We start from the raw sequence: 20898 nt of genomic DNA, 5'->3' as shown, positions 1-20898 counted from the left end.
GGAATGGACTGGAAACGGGTTCGAACGGAGACCGTCAGGCGGCCGCAATCGGTTGGGTAAAACCCTGCGGCATGATGAATCAGGGGCCTGAAAACGCGGGAAAATTGCCCGCGAATATGCTCTGATTTTGGCCATGTCGGCACCCGATCTCGCGCTCCCGGACGACGTTGACGCGCTCAAGGCGATGGTTGTTGCCATGGCCGAAAAAGCCGCCGGTCTGGAAGAGCGTAATGCCGATCTCGAAGCCCACAATACGCATCTCGAGTTGGTCAACAAGAGCGCCGAGGAGCGGATCGCACGACTGACGGCGGTGGTGAAGATGCTGGAGCGGTCGCGCTTCGGCAGCCGCTCCGAAAGGTTGCGGGCCGGTGCGCTGAGCGAGGAGCAGTACGCTCTGGTCTTCGACGAGATCGAAACCGGGGTGGCGGCCATCCAAGCGCAGATGGAGAAGTCTGCGGGCGGCTCGAAAGCGAAGCGCGCCCCGCGCCCTCGCAAAGGCTTTGCGGCCCATCTCGAACGGGTCGAGGTGGTTATCGAGCCCGAAACGCCTGCTGGCTGCGAAGCGCTGGAAAAGATCCTGATCGGCGAGGACGTCTCCGAACGGCTCGATGTCACCCCGGCGAAGTTCCGGGTGATCGTCACGCGTCGCCCCAAATATGCCTACAAGGGTCGGGACGGCGTCATCCAGGCAGCCGCGCCCGCCCGCATCATCGAAAGCGGCATTCCGACCGAAGCGCTGCTGGCGCAGATCGCAGTGTCGAAATACGCCGATGGCCTGCCGCTCTACCGCCAAGAAGCGATCTATGCCCGCGATCAGGTCGAGATCGACCGGTCACAGATGGCGCAGTGGATGGGCAAGCTCGGCTTCGAGCTCGAGCCGCTCGCCGATTACGCACTGGCTCGCATCAAGCAGGGGGAGCGGGTCTTCGCCGATGAGACCACGCTGCCAACGCTGGCGCCGGGATCTGGCAAGGCCAAAACGGCCTACCTCTGGACCTATGTCCGCGATGATCGGCCCTTTGGCGGCAGTGGACCGCCCATCGTCGCCTACCGCTTCGAGGACAGCCGCGCCGGCGAATGTGTCGCCCGTCATCTGGACGGCTATCGCGGCATCCTGCAAGTCGACGGATACGCCGCCTATAACCGGCTGGCCCGATCCGATCGGGGCAATGACGGCGTGATGCTGGCGGCGTGCTGGTCGCACGTGCGGCGCAAGTTCTACGAACTGCATGCCGCAGGCTCCTCCGTTATCGCCTCGCAGACGGTGGCGCAGATGGCCCCACTGTGGGCCGCCGAGGAGGCCGTACGCGGCCAGGACCCGGCAGTACGGATTACTGCGCGTCAGGAGAAATCCGCCGCCATCGTTGCCGCTCTCTTTGCGCTGTGGGAAAAGGAGCTGCCCAAGCTGTCGGGAAAATCGAAGCCCGCCGAGGCGATCCGCTATGCGCTCGGCCGGCGTGGCGCGCTCGAGCGCTTCCTCACCGACGGCCGCATCGAAATCGACTCCAACACCGTCGAGCGCGCCATCCGGCCGCAGACAATTACCCGAAAGAACAGCCTCTTCGCGGGCAGCGACGGCGGCGGACGGACATGGGCCACCATCGCAACCCTGCTGACCACCGCCAAGATGAATCAGGTCGATCCACACGCCTGGCTCACCCTGACCCTCGAGCGCATTGCCAATGGCTGGCCAAACAGCGATATCGACGCCCTCATGCCATGGAATTACCAGCGCTGAACGGCCTCAGCTGCCCGCTTACCGTCTACCGTCCGGTGCCAAGCTACGACCGCTGTTGTTCTCGGCGCCGCTTGTCTGCCCGCTTCAACTGATCGCGGACATACTCGGCCGATCGGCGACTGTTGGCGGTCGTGATCTTGTCATTGGCCAAAGACCCCCCGTTGGCCGATTGCTGGGAGAAGCCATGTTTCAAGGCACTGTCGACTGCGTCGATAACTTGGTCCAAGTTGTCGAGCGCCTCAAAAGTTCGTTCATGGGCCGCCCGCCGGATGCCGACGAACAGTCCGCCGGCCAAGCTAAGCACAAGCGGTATTGTTCCGCCGCGCATGCCGACGCCGCCGTGGTGCGAGCAAGCACCGCGCCTGCCGATTGAGCTGGAATGCGCGCCGTCGCTGCAGGTTGTTTCCCCGCGAAATGGAAGCAAGCAGATCATCAGCACTATGAACGTTGCAGAGCCAACAGCCCCGGGGCTGTTGATGAAGCGGCGATAAATTCTTCTGAGATGACGAAGCATACGGGCAGTGCATAATTGTTCGAATTCCGATGGCCAAGCCAAAAAGCGCTACCGCCCGCGGCTAGGATGGCGCAGCCCCTCAACACGTTGCAAAGCGCCCCTAGATTTTCTGTACTACGCTTCGCGACCAAGGAGCCCTACCAGCTGGAGCCGGACCGCAATAAGGCGCTCCAAGGGATGCGCCTTGCCGGGCTAAGTCCGGCTACCTGCAGCCAAACAGCACCGCCGCGCCAAGCTCGTCATGATAATGTCGCCCCTGTCCAAATCTATGGTATTTTTCCAAGTAGTCGAGCAGGTCGGCCCTGATAAGGATGTCTTCCGGTATCTGCGGTACCACGACGTAGATTTTTCCCGCCTCGTCGAATTCAGGTTCCACCGTCACCCCATCGACGATTTGGTTCAAAACGGCCGTAAGTTCGGCTTTCAAATGAGAACTGGGGCTGCCGACATTAGAAAAGGCCAACCCGTTCGTGAAATCGCCCGCCGTTGGAAAAGGAGTGGCTCCGTCGGCAAGGAATATCGGCAGTTGCTGCTTATAGTCCGCCACCGCGCTTGGGGTTCCGACCTTGAGGTTAGTCTTAGTACTACCACCGCTGTCGCGAAGGTTGATACTTTGGCCGGCAGCTGTGAACATTTGGCGATTTATTGTAATCTTCAGAGGGTTTCCAACCGTACTATCGACCGACAAGATGGTGGCCGGCGTAGGCAGGAGTTTGAGCCACGTCTCGACAATGGCCGCGCCGATTTCCCGCGCTTGTCGACCCTTCCTGAGATTCGCTCTGGGCATCGCATGGTTCTCAACACAGGACCATCTGTGAGCGTATGCGCGTTTCGCAGCTACCGCAAGATAGCTCTCGATGTGGAACGACGCCCAATTCATGTTCTTATAGACAGCGCACTGCCTTTGGGGGCATGCTGTTTCCGTAGACGTAGGAGGCTTGCTGTGGTCGTTCTACAGTTCCGCGCTGTTCTTATCGTGAGCGTGTTGTCATTGGCTGCCACTCAGAGATCGTCATTGGCAGACGAGATGCCTGCAAATGAGATCGCCGCGACATTTGTTGCGCCTTACGGCGACATGCCTATGAACTCGAACAACTCGGCGGATTTTAAAGCAGAAATTCAGAAAATTGACAAAAAGGAAGTGATTTCGGTAGATTTTCCCGAAATAGGTAAAAGCTTTTTAACGTTAAAAATTACGGAAACAAGAGTTAAAGAGCTTGAATCTCAAGGGTTTGAACTTGCAGATCCATTTTCTGTTACCCTCTTTGACGCAGCTAGATGCAAAAATAATCCGAGGATAATCAAAAAGGATACCACCACCACTATCCAGGACGTTCCCGCAAACGTCTGCCGTGTGGTCGGGTCACCGGTGGAAAGCACATACGGCCCCGAGGTGTGGGTGCTAGACAGCGGAGTTGACCCGGTTGCGGTCAGTTCAAATCTTCTGAATGTGGCGACAAAGGTCGACTGTACGCAAGGCAGTTGCGTGATGGGGGCCGTGGATGATGAGCTGGGACACGGAACCATGGTCGCAGGTATCATTGGAGGAAGGACTTTTAAAGATGGATCGTCGCACTACACAGGGCTGGCAGGGGTTAGCCCTAAGGTATCTCTGAATATCATTAAAATATTTGGTGATGATGTAACTGTAAGCGTTTGGGACCAACCTGTTAAAGCAATAAGATACGTCTTGGATCACGCCAAAGCTGGTGACGTTGTAAACATAAGCTGGGGAGCTAACTCTCTTGAGAGTGCAAGGGCTGGCGGATACAGCAATGATATAACTTTGTTAGATATGCTATTTCATTTGATGGCGGATCGGAAACTACAAATTGTTGTGGCGGCAGGAAATGCGGAGCGAGCAAATGGCAATGGCGGATGGTCGTGGGCCGAAGGGTTCACGCCGGCAAATTCTGCACCGTATACTTCGCCGGTCAGTCCTGGGGCGATATATAGTGTTTCTGCGGCTGACAGTAAATATGATCCAATGACTATGAAGTGGTCCGACAAGCTGTGGCAAGGCAGTGCATTCGGCGCTTCGTTTGCAGAACCTGGCGTCGAGGCGCGGTCCTTGTGGCTGTCGGATGATTCAAATAATCCGCAACAGAATGTGTGTTGGGGAACTTCATTCGCTGCACCAATTCTGGCTGGTTTGTTGGTTCGCGGGTCAGTGTCGCCAGGCGACCTTACGGATAGTACCTATCCTGACGCGGACACAGTTGCGTACGTGACTGCGGGCAAGTCGGACGCTACCACACCAAAGCACCCAAAATGCAACTGACCCGAAGGGCAGCCCTGCAAGGGATTCTACTATCCTCCATGCTTCGTCCAATCGCGGCAAGGGCTGAACCGGCGGCATGCGAGCCGAAACTCCTGTTGGTATTTCTCCGGGGTGGACTCGATTGCGTTGCGGCGATCCCTCCGTTTGGGGATCCTGAATTGCTAACCCTGCGCGAAGCTCAGGCGCTTGTGAATGAGGAGGGGGCGACCGAAACACTCAAGCTGGACGGATTTTTTGCGCTTCATCCAGCACTGGCGCCGCTTCTGTCCTACTTTAATGCCGGGGAGTTGCTGATCGTCCCAGGGACGGCCATTGCGGGAGTGGAAAGATCTCATGCAGTCTCGGAATTTGCTTTGTTCGGGAGCGACTTTGACGGCCTCACCGGCTGGCCCAGACTGGCCTCGCTCGCCTTAGGGACTGAACCATGGCGGATCGGTCCGGCCGACCGATCCATCGATCTCATATCGGATTTGGCGTGGGGCAATCCGCTGCTGGACTTGGCCCTGCTTTCCCCTGAGCAAGCACAGGTGGGCGGATCGAAATGTGTGGAAGATCCGCTCGCGCAGCGAAGCTTATGCCAAGCGGCCAGGTTCACTTGCGCGGCGACCCGTGCGGCACAGGCGCTGGCAACGGAGGGCGGTCCTCGGATCGCAACGCTCGAATTGCCTGGGTTCGACACGCACATCAGCCAGGGCGTGCGTCTGGCGCGAGCATTGAAGGCCCTGGCAGACGGGCTCGTTTCGTTCGCCGAAGCGTCTGGAACGGCCTGGAACAGAACAGTTGTCTTGGTCGTGACTGAGTTCGGCCGTGCAGTGCCATTCAACGCAGACGGCGGAACCGATCACGGGACGGCCAGCGTCACGTTCCTGATGGGCGGTGCCGTTGCCGGCGGCCGAGTCGGCAATCAGTGGCCTGGGCTGGCACCCAGCCAACTTCGCGGCGGAACCGATCTTGCCGCTACGACCGATCTGCGAGCAATAATCAAGGCCGTGTTAATTGAGCATCTTCGCCTTCCCGACCGGACTGTTGCTAAGGTATTTCCGAGCGCTGCTGAACTGCCGGCGTCAATTGGTTTGTTTCGGGATGCAGGTTGATTGCCGTTAATCGGGCACGGTTGAACTATTCCTTCCATGATCGGCAGATCTCGCCGGATATCCTGCGATTGAGGGATCGTTGCGGCCGTCTTGCGGCGAGTAGCTATGCTCTGTACAAATTGCAGGACCTTGGGACATCGTTCCGCTACATCTACTATGCACCGAGCGAGCCCAAGTTGCTGATCCTATTGCGGTTTCGGTGAGCCCCGCGATTATCCGAACCGCTCCATCGTGCGACCCTAATTTTGGGCTTGGTGACATTATGGCTCTGTCCACAGGGTAGGTGGTGCAGTGCAGGTTGTCACCGCTGCCGATAGCAAACTTCAATTTCAGTCCGGTAGCCCTGCGGCGAGCAGCCCCTTGAACAGCGTGGCCCGATCCTCCTCCAGCCGATAGGGCTCCTTGGCCACAAATCGACGGCAAGAAAAGCTGGGCGTACCCGCCAACACGCGAGCCGCATACAACTTTGCGTCGCTGTCTCGGCCAAGCGCCGAGCTCGAAGCGGCCATGTAGGCGGTAACCCATGCCGGCATTGTCGATGAACGGCTCAAAGCGACCAATGCCTGCTCTGGCCGGCCCGCAATGAAGTGGACGATGCCGCGAAACGGCCAATACCAGGATGGTTCGTAGAGTGGATCGAGCACCTGCGCCCGCTCGAACCATTGCATGGCGCGATCCGGCTCGCCGCCAAATGTGTAGAGGGTGCCGAGATAAGAAACCTGCTCGGGATCGTTCGGATTGAGGTAGAGGGCCCGTGCGTAGAGTTGCGCGGCGACGTCGAAGTCTCGCAAGTGCAGCAGCACCCAGCCGAGAATGTTGAGGCAAACCGGATCGTTGGCGGAGAGCGCCACCGCCTTCTTGGCAATTGCATGCGCCTCGTCGAGCAGGACATCGGAAGGTGCCATGTCGCGAAACCATTCCAGCTGCTTGCAGTGAGCCAGCTTGGCGTAGGCGCGCCCATAGGTCGGATCGAGGTCGATGGCGCGCTGATACCATTGCCTGGCTTCCGCTTCGGAGGCGAGGTCGCCCAGCGGCAGGGCATTGCCGCGCAACACGCACTCATAGGCCGCCAGGTTGGCCGGCGGCTTGCGTCGCGCCTTCTCAGCACCCGCTGCCTTGAGGCGCCCGATAACCGTGCCCACGATCTTGCGGACCAGTTCATCCTGCACATCGAATATGTCCTGATCGTCGCTGTCATAATGCTCGGCCCAAACGTCACCGCCGGACGTGGCGTCAACCAGTTCGCACGACAGGCGGATACGCTTCCCCATCCTGCGGATTCGCCCCGAAAGCTCAAAATCGAGCCCGATATCCGAGACCAGCTTCGGCAGTTCCACATCCCTGAGCCGCAACGAGGTATGATATGACGCGACGGAGAGCTGCGTGAACCGCGTCAGCTCGGTGATGATGTCTTCTGTGAACCCTTCGCTGAAATAGGGTTCCACGCCGCCGGTGCTGACAAATGGGCGGACCAGGATCGATGGCGTGTTCGAGCCCGAAGTCTCGGCGCCGATCCTCGGAGCCGGGCCGTCGGGTCTGTGAATAAGCGAGTAGACTGCCACGGGTCGGGGAATGTTCTTGAGCTGAAACTCACCGCAATATTCGAAGGGCAATTGCAGCCCTGCGCGGACCTCCTCATGCACTTTTGCCGAAAGGCAAATGCCTCCGGGGGCTGCGATCTGTTCAAGGCGTGCAGCCACGTTCACACCGTCGCCGAACACGTCTCCGTCGCCGTCGACAATAATATCGCCGAAATTTATGCCCATTCGAAGCAACAGGCCGGGCGACGATCGCTCGGGGCTTGCGAGATAGGCCTGAATAGCCACGCCACACCGGACCGCTTCGACGGCGCTCGGGAACTCCGCGACGACACCGTCGCCGGTGTTCTTTACAACGCGGCCGTCATGCCGGTGAACGTAGCCTGGGACCTCGTCGTGCATCAGCGCTCGGACGCGGGTAAACGTGCCTTCCTCGTCTTCCGCCATTTGTTGCGAATAGCCGACCACGTCAGCGGCCACGATCGCAGTCAGGCGCCGCTTCAGGGTGCCGTTGTTTGCGGTCAATCCATGCTTTCGGGTCAATCCATACCTCGGGTCGGACGTCCGAACGTACTTTAGCACATTTGCATGATGCTATCGCGCATGGCAGCGTGTAAACTGCCACACGAGAGCTTCGGACATACGACAGAGCGAAGTCCGTTCAGAAGCGCTCGCAATGCGAAAGATCCGCACATTCGAGGTCTGCGTGGGGTCGAGTCTTCTTTATGGCCCGGTGGTGATCTCGGACCCATTGCTCGGCTGTCCTCTCACCGTGGCGGCCGGCCGCGTTCGCGCCGCCAGGGATGGCGATGAGAGCGCTTACTTCGTGTCTGGTTGGGGCAGGACAGTCGAGCAGGCGCTGCAAGGCTGCCTTTATGAGGCGGACGAGACCTACTTCGCCCAGATCATTCCAGAGAGGCGAATTCTCCGGTCGTGTGCCGATGCGATCGATGGGCGGGTCGTCGAGCCGCCCGGCATCCTTCTTTTCAGCGAAGAGCAATACGACCGGCGAGAGGCCGGCGACCGACAGCTCCGCAACATGGTTCCGGCCCGCTGGGATCGATCCACGCCTGAAGACTGGATCCTGAGTGACGACAAGCTCGGCACGGAGCAAGCCTGGGTGCCCGCGGGGCTGTGTTTCCTCGGATATGATCCCGGTGGCGAGGAATCATCTCTGCCGGCTGCCGACTCAAACGGACTTGCGCTGGGCATCAACCCCAAGGACGCTGCGATGAGCGCTCTTCTCGAGCTGATAGAGCGAGATGCGACCTCTATCTGGTGGTACAATCGACTTGTTCTGCCTCGAATCGATCCGAAGTCGATGGCAAGCGACACCGTATCTTCTTACGAGGATTGGCTTCGGCACCGAGGTCGCGAATTGCGGCTTCTGCGACTTACGCTGGATTTGGCTGTTCCAATAGTTGCGGCAATCTCCAGCGACAGTTCCGGTCGGCGTCCGGCGATGGGGTTTGCGGCAGGCGCTTCGTGGCCAGCAGCTGCCACAAGGGCGCTTGGCGAGCTAGCTCAATGCGAAGCGAACCTGGCTCTGCTCTCCCAACAGGCGCAGCGCCAGGGAACGATCCGCTTTACGCCCGGGGCGCGGCAACTTTATCGCTGGCATCAAGAGACGGATCTTGGGCTGTGTCCATATTTGCAGGGTGGGAATAGTGGCCCTGCCTGCGCGGATGAATCGACACTTGACTACGCCTCCTGCGTTAAACTCTGCCACGAAGGAAACCTGGGGATCTTCGCCGTCATCCTGATGCAGGATGAGCAGCAGTCCCTTGCCCGCATTTTCGCTCCAGGCTTGCGTTCGACCAAACCAAGGTTTGGTCCGGGCAGGCTCTATTCTGTTCCAGGCACGCTTGGCCTCAGGCCTGCGGGCTCCATATGCCGAGATCCGTTCCCGTTTTAGCGCCAGTGTCGGGGGACGGCCACGAGCATCATATTTCCATTCTCCGAAAGCTACGCGGCTGATGCTAGCGAGGGAATCGGCCGTATTTGGAGATATGAACCGGAATTTTGAAGAGTACATTTGCAACCGCGCCGTTCTGGCCTTTGCCGGCTTTGGCAGCGCTGGATGGCCGCTTCCAGCGCAATCCGTTCCTCCGACTGATGGCCGAGCTCAGGTGAATGTCGACGGTTGGATAACGCGCGGGCTCTACGCCGATAACATTCTGCTCCTCGTCCGTGGTGAACGTTCCCTTCGATTGATCCAATATTACAAGTACGTTGTCGAATGGGTCACAAACACGGGCGCATCGACCGATCGCGATGTCGAAGGGCGGTTCCACTGCCTTTTCCGCCGCTGCCAAAAGTTCTCGAAATGCCGCGTCCACGTCATCAACCAGAATATCGGTCTCTGGACCAATACGAAGATGAACTACTAGTTCTGCATCAGTTTCAGGCAACGCGAATCCGGCGGCTTCTGCGTCCCGCCAGATGAGGGCATGGCCGAGCCGATCCGGATAAAAGGATATGGCTTCCTCAAGATCGCTTACACGAAGTAGATAGTTGTCGAGTTTTCGGAACAACGGTTTTTTGGCGGCCTCGTAAGTCATTGGGGAACCTCGCGCAGCATCGCCGGCTCACATCACACACCGCCCAAGATTATGCTTCCGTACGCGTTTCGCAACGACTCAGCTACGGCTCAACTGATGTCCAACTTGCAACAGCTCTTGCAAATCGCGGGGGACGGCCGCTATGGGTCGGCCTCTGAAGGGCAGCTTCCCGGTCATTCGAGCGCAGACCTGTCCGTCAGCAAACGGCCCCTCCCGAACGTTTGTGCTCTGGCCAATAGTGGTCTGAGGAGAAACGATATGGGACATTCGCAGTATGACCTCGCCGACAAGGCCGCAAGAGAGTAGGCGTCAAACGACCTCTGAAGGTTCGTCAAATCTGGGAAATCCGGTTCTTTCTCGACCGCGAAGGTCGATCACGGGACCGAGCGCTGTTCGACCTTGCGATCGATAGCAAGTTGCGTGGTTGCGACTTGGTGAAGCTCAAGATTGGCGCGCTAGTGAGTGGCGCTGAGATTCGGACTCGGGCCATGGTTGTGCAGCAAAAGACTGGGAGGCCAGTTCAATTCGAACTGATGGCAGACGCCCGAGCAAGCCTACTTGCATGGCTCGAACGTAGAGGTGGAGCGGTCGACGATTTTGCCTTTCCCAGTCGGGTCGATCATGCTGGCCATTTGAGCACCAGGCAGTATGCGCGCCTGGTCGATGAATGGGTTTCGGCGGTTGGCCTTCGCCGTGAGGATTATGGCACCCACTCGCTTCGTCGTACCAAGGCCTCCATTATCTATAAGGCCACCGGGAATCTCCGAGCAATTCAAATTCTGCTCGGCCACACCAAGATTGAGAACACCGTCCGGTATCTCGGCGTCGACGTCGAGGATGCACTGACGCTGGCCGAGGGAACTGAAATCTGAAAATGGACGACCTCGCGTGGGTCGCGCGGGTGTTGGGTCCAGCGGCTTTGCGCCGCAATGTCGGCCATAGAGGCGAACTTTGCCTCCGCCCGGAAGCAGACACTGCAATTGAGCGCGCTGAAGGTCGTGATCGCGCCAGAGCCTGCAAAGGCACAACTCGGCACATGAGGGCGAACATTCCGCTGCGGAAACAACTTGAAGAAACGCTTCGCGACCCATAGCATGCCGCGCCATGGTGAAATCTGATCGGGAGGTCAGTGAGATCGGTCGGGTTTTTGAGCCAGTGCAAGGTAGGGAGGATAATAATTATGGCTTCCGAAGTACAGGCAAACAACGGTGTTAACGTAGAGGCGCTGCTCGGCGCACGCGAAGCGCTTACCAACGCCCCGGAGGCAGCGCAGTTCAAGTGGCGCGCGGCCTGCGAATGGAAGGATGGCACCCACAGCCACTCGTCGGTCGAGAGCTTCTACGGTCTCGGCGAGGATCAGCATCGCAAGACCACCTTCACATTCGACGCAGACCATCCGGAGGTCTTCGCTTCCCAGGACAAGGGCGCCACGCCCGTCGAATACGTGCTGGTCGGACTGGCGAGTTGCCTGACCGCCGGCATCGCCGCGGTTGCCCAGAACCGGAACATCCAGTTGAAGTCGGTGAAGGCGACCATCGAAGGCGACATGGATCTCGCCGGAATTCTCGGCATCGACAGCGACGTGCGCAACGGCTTCAGCGGCATCACGGTGAAATACAACATCGACGCCGACGCCAAGCGCGAGGACATCGAGGCTATCGTCGCTCAGTCGCAGAAGCGGTCGGCGGTCTATGACATTGTCACCAATCCGACGAACGTCACGGTCGTGGTGAATTGAAAGGCGCTTCGAACCGTAGACTCTCCTGATGAGAGGGTGCGATTAGTTCCGTCACCACAGCGATCGTCGGCGCGGGGCACGCGGGGCTCGCGATGAGCCGCTGCCTCGCGGAGCGCTCTATCGACCATGTGCTGCTGGAGCGCGGCGAGATCGCCCATACCTGGCGCACCGAGCGATGGGATTCACTGCGGCTGCTCACCCCGAACTGGCAGAGCCGGCTGCCGGGCTTTCGCTATGACGGCGACGATCCCGACGGCTACCGGACGATGCCTGAGGTGATCGACTTCCTCGGGAACTATGCCAAGGCGATCTCGGCTCCGGTCAGAACCCACACGACCGTCACCTCGGTTCGCAGCGACGGGGCGGGATATCTTGTGCGCACGGACCGCGGCGAGTGGCGGTGTCGGACCGTCGTGCTGGCGTCGGGCGCGTGCAACATCGCGCGCCTGCCCGACGTCGCCAGCCGCGTGCCGCCGTCGGTCGCCATGCTGACGGCACAGTCCTACCGCAATCCGGGTCAGGTCGCCGACGGTGGCGTGATGGTGGTGGGCGCGTCGTCGAGCGGCACCCAGATCGCACAGGAGCTGCAGCGTTCGGGGCGTCAAGTGACCCTGTCGGTGGGCGAGCACATCCGGGCGCCCCGCGTCTATCGCGGCAAGGACCTGGAATGGTGGATGGACGCCGCCGGCGTGCTCGACGAGCGTTACGACGAGGTGGACGACATCAGGCGGGCGCGACGGGTTCCTTCGCTACAGCTTGCCGGCACGCCCGACCGCATCACCCTCGACCTCAATGCGCTCGACGACCTCGGCGTCCGGCTCATCGGTCGTCTTGCCGGCATCACCGAAGACGGCAAGGCCCAGTTTGCGGGGTCGTTGCGCAACATGTGCGCGCTTTCCGATCTCAAGATGGCCCGGCTGCTCGACCTCATCGACGAATGGGCGCGCGCCAACGGCCTGGACGCTACGGTCGGGCCGCCGGATCGCCCGCCGCCGACCCGTGTCGAGGACAACCCGCCGCTCGGCCTCGATCTTGCCGGAGACGCTATCAGGACGATCATCTGGGCCACCGGCTACCGGCCGGACTACTCCTGGCTGGAACTGCCGGTCCTCGACCGCAAGGGCCACGTCCGTCACGACGGCGGTGTAGCGGAACATCCGGGCCTGTACCTGATGGGGACGCAGTTTCTGCGCCGCCGCAAGTCTGCTCTGATCGACGGCGCTGGCGACGACGCGCGTGATCTCAGCGATCATCTGGCATCGTACCTCGGGCAAAATTCAATCTGATAGCAGAATCAACGTCTGAGACTCCAGAGGGAACAGGTTGGTTGCCGCGACAACCCCGAATTCTGCGCCCCTGCAGTCATATTCCCAAATGCAGCTTTGGCTTCCAGAAGGGGCGGAACAACTCAATCTTTGGACAGCGGTTCATCACCACTTTCAAGCCCGCTTCCTCCGCCAACTGGGCGGCAGCGTCATCGCGCACCCCAATCTGACCCCACAGAACCTTGGCGTTGATTGCGATGGCCTCCTGTGCAACTTCCAACAGATCTTCGGAGCGGCGAAAAACCTCAACCATATCCACAGGCCGGTCGATGGCCGCTAGTGACGCGTACACCTTAAGCCCTCGAATCTCATCCAGACCGGGACTGGGGTTGACCGGGATCATGTCGTAGCCGATTTCGTGCAGCACCCTGAGTACCCCATAGGAAAATTTAGTTTTATCGGGGCTGGCCCCAACCATCGCGATGGTTTTGACCGATTTCAGAATGTCTTGCAGATAAGCCTCCGAATAGGGCTCATCATGATTCATATGGGTCATTTCTTTGCTTTCAACGGGGTCGCAATATCGGCTTTCAATTCATGAGCGGCCAGCGGGTCAAGGAAGGGGTTGCGATAGAGCTTGTCGTGGCTCTCAACGCCGACCTCCAGCGTGCAGTCGCTCATAGGGCGGGCGACGCAGAGGATTATATAGCCATTGTTGATCTGGCGGTTGTTCAGCGCCCGCTGCGCTTTTTGATCGACTTTGCCGCTGATTATTTTGGCCGCACAGGTTATGCAGCCGCCATACTTGCACCCATACGGCAGATCCACGCCCTGCTCGCGCAAGCTTTGCAAGAGGGGCTTGCGGTGATCGACGTCAAAGGCCGCACCGCCTTGATTGGCGAGAATGATGGTGAAGCAGGTCATACCCAGATGTCACTCGTGCAATCACCCCCGGGATAACGGGTTTCGTGGCAGCGGCTTGGTCCATTTGGTTCCTTACCAAAATCAACAACGAATAGCGGATCGATTTCCATGCCGCCGTTTTCTGTATCGCAATTGACCATCAGCATGCATCCGCCATTGGTGCGGATTTCCGGATAGAACTGATTATCCCACGTCGAGAAGAGTGAGGTCGTCACGTAAAGGCGCTTGCCGTCGAGGCTGAGCTGTATCATCTGAGGCCCGCCAGTCACTTTCACGCCATTGACCTCAGGCGCACGGCCGAGAAGTCCGCCCATCCACACTTGTCCGGTAAGCTTGGCGTTGTGAGGGTCCGAGATGTCGTACTGACGAATGTCGCCATGCAACCAGTTGCACAGATAGAGGTATCTATCGTCCATGCTGAGCAGAATGACCGAGATCACGCCCGGTATTGGTATCGGCCATTCGGGATGCGGCTCATTGCCGACATCGACAATTTTTTCCCATTGCCAGTCACCCGCCGCGTTCTTCCACCAATGGATGATATTTGCAGAAAGGGCCGCGCCAACAAAGCCGTGACTGCTGTCGGGGTTATGATGGAATCGCACTTCCAGTGGGATCAAGCCATCTTCACCGAGATAGAATGTTTGCTTTGGCTCTTTCTTTTCAAAATCCCAGAAATGGATCTCTCGGCCATATTTCAGATGACCAACCTCTTCCAGGTCAAAGCCAGGCATGAAGGTATTGGGCGCGGCCCATTCCGAGCTGACCATTACGTTGTGTCGCGGCTGGTACCAGAAATCATAACCAAACTTGATCCTGCCCATGGAATTTTCCCAGCGGCCGACAATCTCGAATTCCTTGCTGAGTTGCAAATAGCCGCCGGGGGCATTGCCCTCGGCGTCACCAAGCATGGAAACGATGATGTCCGAGCCGAGGCAATGCACCGTGTGTGGCGCCGACAGGTTAGTCCTGGCTTTGATTTCAGCGCCGTCTATCACCTTGAACAGTGTCGGGCTGCGCGGATCGGTACCGCAATCGACAATATGCAGATTTGACGAGCGCACACCCGGCACGATCAGATATTTCCGCTCCATGCTCGCATCGCCGTGGCACGACGAACAGGCATTCCAGCCCGAGTGATGAAGCTCATCGCCAATACCCGGCATTTGCAAACGCGAAATCACCTGGCTGTAAGTCGAACTCTCCGGGTCGACATCAATGGTGCACAGATAGTCCGGCTTCTGAATGCCCGTGCCGGTGTAGATGGCAATCGTATAGAGCAGCTTTTCGCGAGGTGCCGTCATCGCCTCGGCTGGAGAAGCATAGCCCGGTCCACAGCAATGATTGGTCATGGGTACTTCCCTTTGAACAGATCACTGGCCAGCCCCAAAGGGGCAAGCTGGAATATTAGTGCATGCTTGGCATTGGCGCTATGGCCGGGGTGGCTTGTGAAGTGCGCAGGTGACGTACAACTTGGCTACAGAGCCCCCGTGGGACCACCCAACGCCAGCTTCTTATCCCGAGGGAACGTTGGCGGAGTGATCGGAGAGCAGTGCCTGGACCAAGCCCAAGTGAAGCGCCTGGCTTCTTTCCACGGTTTCAAGACAGTATTCCAGCGGTCGGGAACGTCTGGGTTAGGTCAGTCCGAGACTTCGAACCCCGAATTCGATGTCTGCATTCTCGCGCGTTCTTACCACAATTGATCGGACCGCTTCCGGCCATTACCTGATCCTCAATCGCAATCGCACATGGTATCCTATCAGGTTGAGCTACCATCGGCGCAATGCGTGTGGGGTCTGAGCGGGCGTGCAAAATGAGAGCGTTGCAATCGCTACCTCGACGCTGCTGAGCGAACCCAGCACTGCGTGCACGATGCCTGGTTCTTTGAGTGTGGAGGAACGAGCACTCGCCGACGGTGTCTTCGTCGGACCCTTGTACGGCGTCTCCGCGGTGCGGCGGAAGCGGTGAGGCCACCGCTGGTGACGACCTCCCTCAGCCTTGCCTCTCCGGCCTGGGCGTCAGTCCCGGAGCCCGACATCCTGCGCCAGCGACGCGGGCGTGCACACAAAGGCGGAGGCGGCACAATAGGCGCGCCCGACGGGGTTGACAGCCAGATGATCGTGCGCGAACGGCTCGACGATCATCCACGTGCCGTCCGGATTGAGCGAGCTACGAGCATGCGTGGCATGGCGTCGAGGCTGCCGATCTCCCCCACAACAACGGTACAACAACGGGGAAGTTGCGCTCTCTGCCAAAACGCGGCTCCGCCTCGCTTTTTTATTGATCACGGCAAAAAAACAACGCTAACTGGCTCCCGCGAGGGGCCATGCTGACAAGTGATGAAGTGGGAGCAATCCCGTTGTTTTCGGGTTTGCCGGCGGCAGAGCTGGAGCGGCTGGCGCGGACAGCGGCCGATCTTCACCTCAGCCCCGGAGAGTTCGCGATTCACGAGGGTGGAGAGGCCGCGCTGTTTGCGGTTCTCGCCGGCAAGATCGAAGTCGTAAAGACCTTCGACGGCATCGAGCGAACGCTGGGTTGGCGTCTGCCGGGAACGATCTTCGGCGAGGTGCCGATTGCGCTTGGCTCGGGTTTTCCCGGTGGCTATCGCGCCGCCGAATCTTCCCGCGTCATGCGCATCGAGGTTCAGCAGTACTATTCCATCGCCGCGGTGTCAAAGGACGTGGCCCAAAAGGTCAGCGCGCTTGCCCGCGAGCGGATGGGCGGGCTGCAAAGCGTCACTGCCGAGCCGCAGAGGCCGCGCGTCACATTGGTCGGCCATCGCTGGGACACCGCGTGCGGCGAACTGCGCCGGTTTCTGGCCCGCAACCAGATTTCGTTCACCTGGCTGTTGCCCGACACGTCGGATGCCGAGGCTTTCTGGTCTGCCCTCAGCAGGCCGGCTCTCGATGGTCCCGTTGCCCGGCTGGCGGACGGGGAGATTATCGAAGCACCCGCCGTGCGCGATCTTGCCATCCGCCTCGGGCTGCAGACGCGCCCGCGCGGCGCCGAGTACGACGTCGCGATCATCGGCGGCGGACCGGCCGGTCTTGCGGCTGCGGTCTATGGCGCCTCCGAGGGGCTGCGCACCATCGTCGTCGAACGCGAGGCGCCCGGCGGGCAGGCGGGAACATCCTCGCGCATCGAGAACTATCTCGGCTTTCCAAGCGGCATTTCCGGCGACGAGCTTGCCAGCCGCGCGCTGCAGCAGGCAAAGCGGCTCGGCGCCGAAATCCTGGTCACCCGTTCGGTCGCCGGCATCGACCCGACGACGCACGAGGTGGTGCTCGACGGCACCGATGTCGTGCGCGCCCGCAGCCTCATCCTGGCAACCGGCGTCGCCTGGCGCCGTCTTGCCATCGACGGGTTCGACCGGTTGATCGGCAAAGGCGTTTATTATGGCGCCGCGCGCAGCGAGGCGAGCAGCACGCATGGGCAGGATGTCTACCTGATCGGCGCCGGCAATTCGGCCGGCCAGGCGGCGATGCATTTTTCCGGCCATGCGCGCAGCGTGACGCTGCTGGTGCGCGGCCCCGCGCTTGCCGACAGCATGTCTCACTATCTGATCGAGCAGCTCAGGGCGAAATGCAACGTAAAGGTCCAGCTTCACTCCGAAGTCCAGGCCGTGCACGGCGAGACGCACCTGACGGCGATCGACATTCTCGACAAGACCGGCAACGAGGTGAGCCGGCACCAATGCGGCGGGCTGTTCGTGTTCATCGGCGCCAACGCCGAGACCGAGTGGCTGCCGGCCGACGTAGCGCGCGATGCACGCGGTTATGTGCTGACCGGCGACGACGTGAAGAAGGCCGGGCTCTGGTCGCATGGCCGCGACCCCTACCTGCTCGAGACCAGCGCGCCCGGCATCTTCGCCTGCGGCGACGTACGCCTGAGCCCGGTCAAACGCGTTGCCTCGGCGGTCGGCGAGGGCAGCATGGCCATCGCCTTCGTCCACCAGTATCTGGCCAATGAAGATAAAGTAGACCGCAACCAAAGCTAGAGGGTCAAGTAACCAGAATGTCATCAGCCGGTCGATGCGGCGTGAAAACCGCCAATTAAGCATCGAAAGCACGCTTGACGGCTGGCCGCACTTCGCCGCGGGCTACATAAGCGGAGAGGTTCGGATATTCGTCCAGTATACCTGATCCGTTCAACCTGCGCAGCACGCCACCATCAGAAGGTCACCGGCGCTGAACGCACCATCGAGCCAGGTCGGCATTGCCCAGGCGATCGGAAAGTTCGCCGAGCCGGCCACCGGTGCGATCCTCGACCATGGGCAGGCGCTGCTTATGCCAGGTCTCGTCGCTGGTCGTCAGCGGCCCCAAGGCTGGCGGGCAGCAATGCGCCCCTTCCTGGACATTACCAAAGCAAGACCACGGGGGAATTCTGACCCACGTCCCGAACTTCATGGCCTTCGCCTCGCTGGAATGTCTAACGCGACTCCGTCTTGATCTTCCGGCCCTGTCGAGCGACGCTGCCAAAGCCGTTGACGCCAACGCAGGTGATGAGGGCAGGCTAGACCAGTGCAGCAGATCCGCCCGGCGACTTTTCTTTTTGCGGCCCGAGCCCTGCGCGACCTGGGCGATGGCTTCGTGGCCGTTCTGTTGCCGGTCTATCTCCTCGCATTAGGCTTCGCGCCTCTGCAGGTCGGCATCATTGCAACCGGATCGCTGCTCGGTTCAGCGCTCTTGACCATCGCCGTCGGACTCCTTGGTGCCCGACACGATCACCGCCAACTCCTGCTTGCCGCCGCCAGTCTGATGGTCGCCACGGGTGTGGCCTTTGCTGTGGTCCACGACTACGCGCTGCTCTTGGTGATCGCCTTCGCAGGCACCATCAACCCGTCGGCCGGCAGCGTCAGCGTGTTCGTGCCCTTAGAGCATGCCGTCCTCACACGCGAAGTCACCGACGCCGCGCGGACCAAGATGTTCGCGCGCTACAGCCTTGTGGGTGCGCTCGCAGCCGCGGTTGGCGCGCTCGCTTCGGCAACCCCTGATCTTCTGGCTCCAGCCGGCCTCGATCAACTCACCGGCATCAAGGCGATGTTCGTGCTCTATGCATTGCTCGGCCTGCTCGGCGGTCTCCTTTACGCGCAGATCCCGCAGCGCCGTCCAACGTCGGACTCCGGCAGTACGTCCGCGCTTGGCCCCTCGCGGAATATCGTTTTCAGGCTTGCGGCCCTTTTTAGCCTTGATGCCTTTGCCGGCGGCTTCCTCGTCCAGTCGCTGCTTGCCCTGTGGCTTTTCGAAAAATTCGACCTGTCGCTTTCGGAAGCGGGCTTTTTCTTCTTCTGGTCCGGCGTCCTTTCGGCGTTCTCATTCCCCGTTGCCGCCTGGCTGTCGCGGCACATCGGACTCATCAACACGATGGTGTTCACACACATTCCGTCCAGCATCGCCCTGATGCTGGCGGCGCTTGCGCCGACGCTCCCTCTGGCGCTCGCCCTGCTGCTGATCCGTGCCGCGCTTTCACAGATGGACGTCCCGACGCGCTCATCTTACGTCATGGCGGTCGTCACGGAGGCGGAGCGGGCAGCCGCCGCGAGCTTCACATCGGTACCGCGCAGTTTGGCTGCCGCAGCCAGTCCCGCCCTGGCGGGCGCTCTGTTCGCTGCCTCGTTCCGGGCTTGGCCCCTGATCATCTGCGGTGCACTGAAGATCGCTTACGATCTGCTGCTGCTGATGCAGTTTCGGCACCTCAAGCCGCCGGAGGAACGGTGATGCAGCCGCCGGTTTGGGGTGTTTGACCAGGATGGGTCAATCGCGAAGGAAAACGTTGGAAAGTTGTCGATCACTTCCGGCTGTCGCGGAGCGTGAAATGTCGCCTCGCTTCCTCGTGACATTGTCTGCCGCACTTTATCTGACATCATCGGTGTTTGCCGGGGCAGGATCACCCGTTCCGTCGAACGTCTGCTATGCGTGGAAAAGCCGCTGCAGAAGGTCCGCATCGGTGAAGGTTTTTCGATGTGGGCCGCAGCGCGAGGGGTGCGGGCTGGGTCGACATCGGCCCGCGTTGAAAAACCTCCCAAGGAGGAAGCCGCGGGGTCATCTTCGGCTCTGCCGAGATGTTCGGCCCGAATGATTGGGTCGCGCGCAAGGGGATCGAGTCCCGCTCGCGCCCCGATTATCGGCCGTTACCAGCCGTAGCTGAAGATGGCGCCGCCACCACCGTCGCCGTTCTGCACGACATTCGCCTCGGTGTTCCTTCCGAACTGGAAAATACCGTAGGCGTTGTCGTTGCCGTTCTGCCTCAGGATGGCGGAATGGCCGTTGCCTTCCTGATGGATGATGCCCAGATTGCCGCGGCCGTTCCGGCCGAGGCCAGCAGCACTACCGTGTCCGGACTGACGGATTCTGGCGCCGTGCAGGCCGCGATACTTCGAATAGACGCGCAGGCCGGTCGCCAGGGCGCCGGCGTCGCGGGCGTTGGCAGGAGCAAATGTCACCGACACCCAGCCTCCTGCGTAGGCCGGTGCGGACAGCGCCACCTGGCCGATGCTGCCGGCAACGAGAGCGGCAGTAAGGGTTATGAACATATTGCGGGTCATCTTGGTCTTCATTTCCGGCTGCCTCAGCCTATGGCCAACCTTCCCGAATTGCGGCTGAACCATCCCGGAACCCGTCGTTCAGCTGTCGTTCAGTCATTTTTCCCGGCTCGGCACACATAGAAAAGGGCGCCGAACGCCGACGCCCTTTTTCGTGAACTGGCCGGTGCGATCAGGTCGCGCCGCCGACCCGCGCGGCGCAGCCGATGCTCTTGCCATCGACCGCAACTTCGAGCTTGGCGTCGTAGACGCCGGCCTTTGCGTCGAGCGTGACAGCGCCGAGCGTAGCTGGCTTGCCGGGCGCGGCGCTGAAGGCGCCGCCCTGCTCGATGCTGGTGCCGCCGGTGCGACCGGTGCTTTCGACATGGAAGGAATAGGTGCCACTCACGTTTCTGTCGGCATAGGCAAGCGCCTCAAGCAAGACCATGCCCCCTTCCGGCGTGGCGCGGATCTCGCAGCGCACCGGCCCAACGGACTGGTCGGCGGTGGCCATGGTCGCCAGCGCGCCGGCCGGGACCAGAACCAGGGCGAGTGCCGCCATGACGCGGCGGGAATGCTTGACGATGCGGGGCATGGTTCGTCTCCTTGGCTTGGCTAGCGGCGGGCCCCGGCTATTTTAAGGGCGCCCCCGGCCGTGGGCGGGGTTTGTGGGCCGGGGCGCGCAACAGTGGCGAATTTTGATGCCCCCCCGGGGGCGAATTGGG

The 20898-nt window shown here is 60.4% G+C and carries 18 protein-coding genes and 2 pseudogenes; 9 read left to right on the top strand and 11 right to left on the bottom strand.

Annotation, left to right across the window (positions count from 1 at the left end; genetic code table 11):
* Positions 1-133: 133 nt before the first annotated feature.
* Positions 134-1738 carry an IS66 family transposase gene (gene tnpC, locus NKI41_RS31390; protein ID WP_352686763.1) on the top strand — a complete coding sequence of 535 codons (1605 nt, stop codon included), beginning with the start codon at positions 134-136 and terminating at the stop codon, positions 1736-1738.
* A 43-nt stretch (positions 1739-1781) separates the two neighbouring features.
* Here tnpC and NKI41_RS31385 read toward each other — a convergent pair whose 3' ends face one another.
* Both NKI41_RS31385 and NKI41_RS31380 read right to left on the bottom strand, forming a co-directional pair.
* On the bottom strand, positions 1782-2252 hold the full coding sequence (locus tag NKI41_RS31385; protein WP_352686760.1) for a DUF3761 domain-containing protein: 471 nt from the start codon (positions 2250-2252) through the stop codon (positions 1782-1784).
* Positions 2253-2454: 202 nt separating this feature from the next.
* Positions 2455-3039 carry a hypothetical protein gene (locus tag NKI41_RS31380; protein WP_352616261.1) on the bottom strand — a complete coding sequence of 195 codons (585 nt, stop codon included), beginning with the start codon at positions 3037-3039 and terminating at the stop codon, positions 2455-2457.
* Between the two features lie 228 nt (positions 3040-3267).
* Here NKI41_RS31380 and NKI41_RS31375 point away from each other — a divergent pair, with 228 nt between their 5' ends.
* Together NKI41_RS31375 and NKI41_RS31370 are read left to right on the top strand one after the other, a co-directional pair.
* On the top strand, positions 3268-4533 hold the full coding sequence (locus NKI41_RS31375) for a S8 family peptidase (RefSeq protein WP_352686757.1): 1266 nt from the start codon (positions 3268-3270) through the stop codon (positions 4531-4533).
* Positions 4534-4691: 158 nt separating this feature from the next.
* Positions 4692-5627 carry a DUF1501 domain-containing protein gene (locus NKI41_RS31370; RefSeq protein ID WP_352686754.1) on the top strand — a complete coding sequence of 312 codons (936 nt, stop codon included), beginning with the start codon at positions 4692-4694 and terminating at the stop codon, positions 5625-5627.
* A gap of 329 nt (positions 5628-5956) precedes the next feature.
* On the opposite strand, the gene NKI41_RS31365 is transcribed toward NKI41_RS31370, so the two are convergent.
* Positions 5957-7690: an adenylate/guanylate cyclase domain-containing protein gene (locus NKI41_RS31365; RefSeq protein ID WP_352686752.1), complete on the bottom strand. Its 1734-nt coding sequence runs from the start codon at positions 7688-7690 to the stop codon at positions 5957-5959.
* Positions 7691-7841: 151 nt separating this feature from the next.
* On the opposite strand from NKI41_RS31365, the gene NKI41_RS31360 reads away from it, so the two are divergent.
* Positions 7842-9080, top strand: a complete 1239-nt coding sequence (locus tag NKI41_RS31360; RefSeq protein ID WP_352616271.1) for a YcaO-like family protein — start codon at positions 7842-7844, stop codon at positions 9078-9080.
* A 64-nt stretch (positions 9081-9144) separates the two neighbouring features.
* On the opposite strand, the gene NKI41_RS31355 is transcribed toward NKI41_RS31360, so the two are convergent.
* Positions 9145-9726 carry a VOC family protein gene (locus tag NKI41_RS31355; protein WP_352686750.1) on the bottom strand — a complete coding sequence of 194 codons (582 nt, stop codon included), beginning with the start codon at positions 9724-9726 and terminating at the stop codon, positions 9145-9147.
* 320 nt (positions 9727-10046) lie between these two features.
* Between NKI41_RS31355 and NKI41_RS31350 the strand changes: the two genes are divergently transcribed.
* From NKI41_RS31350 to NKI41_RS31340, 3 genes are all read left to right on the top strand, one after another.
* Positions 10047-10598 carry a tyrosine-type recombinase/integrase gene (locus tag NKI41_RS31350; RefSeq protein WP_352686772.1) on the top strand — a complete coding sequence of 184 codons (552 nt, stop codon included), beginning with the start codon at positions 10047-10049 and terminating at the stop codon, positions 10596-10598.
* A 308-nt stretch (positions 10599-10906) separates the two neighbouring features.
* Entirely contained in the window at positions 10907-11464 is a 558-nt protein-coding gene (locus NKI41_RS31345; RefSeq protein ID WP_023679231.1) for an OsmC family protein, read from the top strand.
* Between the two features lie 41 nt (positions 11465-11505).
* Positions 11506-12750, top strand: coding sequence for an NAD(P)-binding domain-containing protein (locus NKI41_RS31340; protein ID WP_352686769.1), 1245 nt, complete (start codon positions 11506-11508; stop codon positions 12748-12750).
* 76 nt (positions 12751-12826) lie between these two features.
* Here NKI41_RS31340 and NKI41_RS31335 read toward each other — a convergent pair whose 3' ends face one another.
* The 4 genes and pseudogenes from NKI41_RS31335 to NKI41_RS31320 form a co-directional block, all read right to left on the bottom strand.
* Complete coding sequence (locus NKI41_RS31335; protein WP_031212498.1) at positions 12827-13276, bottom strand: CoA-binding protein; 450 nt, start codon at positions 13274-13276, stop codon at positions 12827-12829.
* A 5-nt stretch (positions 13277-13281) separates the two neighbouring features.
* The gene (locus NKI41_RS31330) at positions 13282-13653 is read right to left on the bottom strand and encodes a 2Fe-2S iron-sulfur cluster-binding protein (protein WP_352686748.1); all 372 of its coding nucleotides are present in this window, start codon (positions 13651-13653) and stop codon (positions 13282-13284) included.
* Positions 13650-15005, bottom strand: a complete 1356-nt coding sequence (locus tag NKI41_RS31325) for a selenium-binding family protein (protein WP_352686746.1) — start codon at positions 15003-15005, stop codon at positions 13650-13652. The genes NKI41_RS31330 and NKI41_RS31325 overlap by 4 nt, the downstream gene beginning before the upstream one ends.
* A gap of 582 nt (positions 15006-15587) precedes the next feature.
* A pseudogene (locus NKI41_RS31320) lies at positions 15588-15818 on the bottom strand (SAM-dependent methyltransferase); the annotation flags it as partial.
* A 161-nt stretch (positions 15819-15979) separates the two neighbouring features.
* Between NKI41_RS31320 and NKI41_RS31315 the strand changes: the two are divergent.
* Positions 15980-17650, top strand: coding sequence for an FAD-dependent oxidoreductase (locus NKI41_RS31315; protein ID WP_352686744.1), 1671 nt, complete (start codon positions 15980-15982; stop codon positions 17648-17650).
* A 55-nt stretch (positions 17651-17705) separates the two neighbouring features.
* On the opposite strand, the pseudogene NKI41_RS31310 reads toward NKI41_RS31315, so the two are convergent.
* Positions 17706-17954: pseudogene (locus NKI41_RS31310) on the bottom strand (glutathione S-transferase family protein); the annotation flags it as partial.
* A gap of 219 nt (positions 17955-18173) precedes the next feature.
* Here NKI41_RS31310 and NKI41_RS31305 point away from each other — a divergent pair.
* The gene (locus tag NKI41_RS31305) at positions 18174-19370 is read left to right on the top strand and encodes an MFS transporter (RefSeq protein ID WP_352686742.1); all 1197 of its coding nucleotides are present in this window, start codon (positions 18174-18176) and stop codon (positions 19368-19370) included.
* 413 nt (positions 19371-19783) lie between these two features.
* Here NKI41_RS31305 and NKI41_RS31300 read toward each other — a convergent pair whose 3' ends face one another.
* Together NKI41_RS31300 and csgH are read right to left on the bottom strand one after the other, a co-directional pair.
* Positions 19784-20197 carry a curlin gene (locus NKI41_RS31300; protein WP_352686766.1) on the bottom strand — a complete coding sequence of 138 codons (414 nt, stop codon included), beginning with the start codon at positions 20195-20197 and terminating at the stop codon, positions 19784-19786.
* Positions 20198-20366: 169 nt separating this feature from the next.
* Positions 20367-20768 carry a curli-like amyloid fiber formation chaperone CsgH gene (gene csgH, locus NKI41_RS31295; RefSeq protein WP_352542636.1) on the bottom strand — a complete coding sequence of 134 codons (402 nt, stop codon included), beginning with the start codon at positions 20766-20768 and terminating at the stop codon, positions 20367-20369.
* Positions 20769-20898: the final 130 nt, after the last annotated feature.

It is taken from the genome of Mesorhizobium sp. M0601 (assembly GCF_040320845.1).
Taxonomy (GTDB): Bacteria; Pseudomonadota; Alphaproteobacteria; order Rhizobiales; family Rhizobiaceae; genus Mesorhizobium.
Note: the sequence above shows the minus strand (reverse complement) of the source record. Positions and strands in the feature narration are given on the sequence as shown.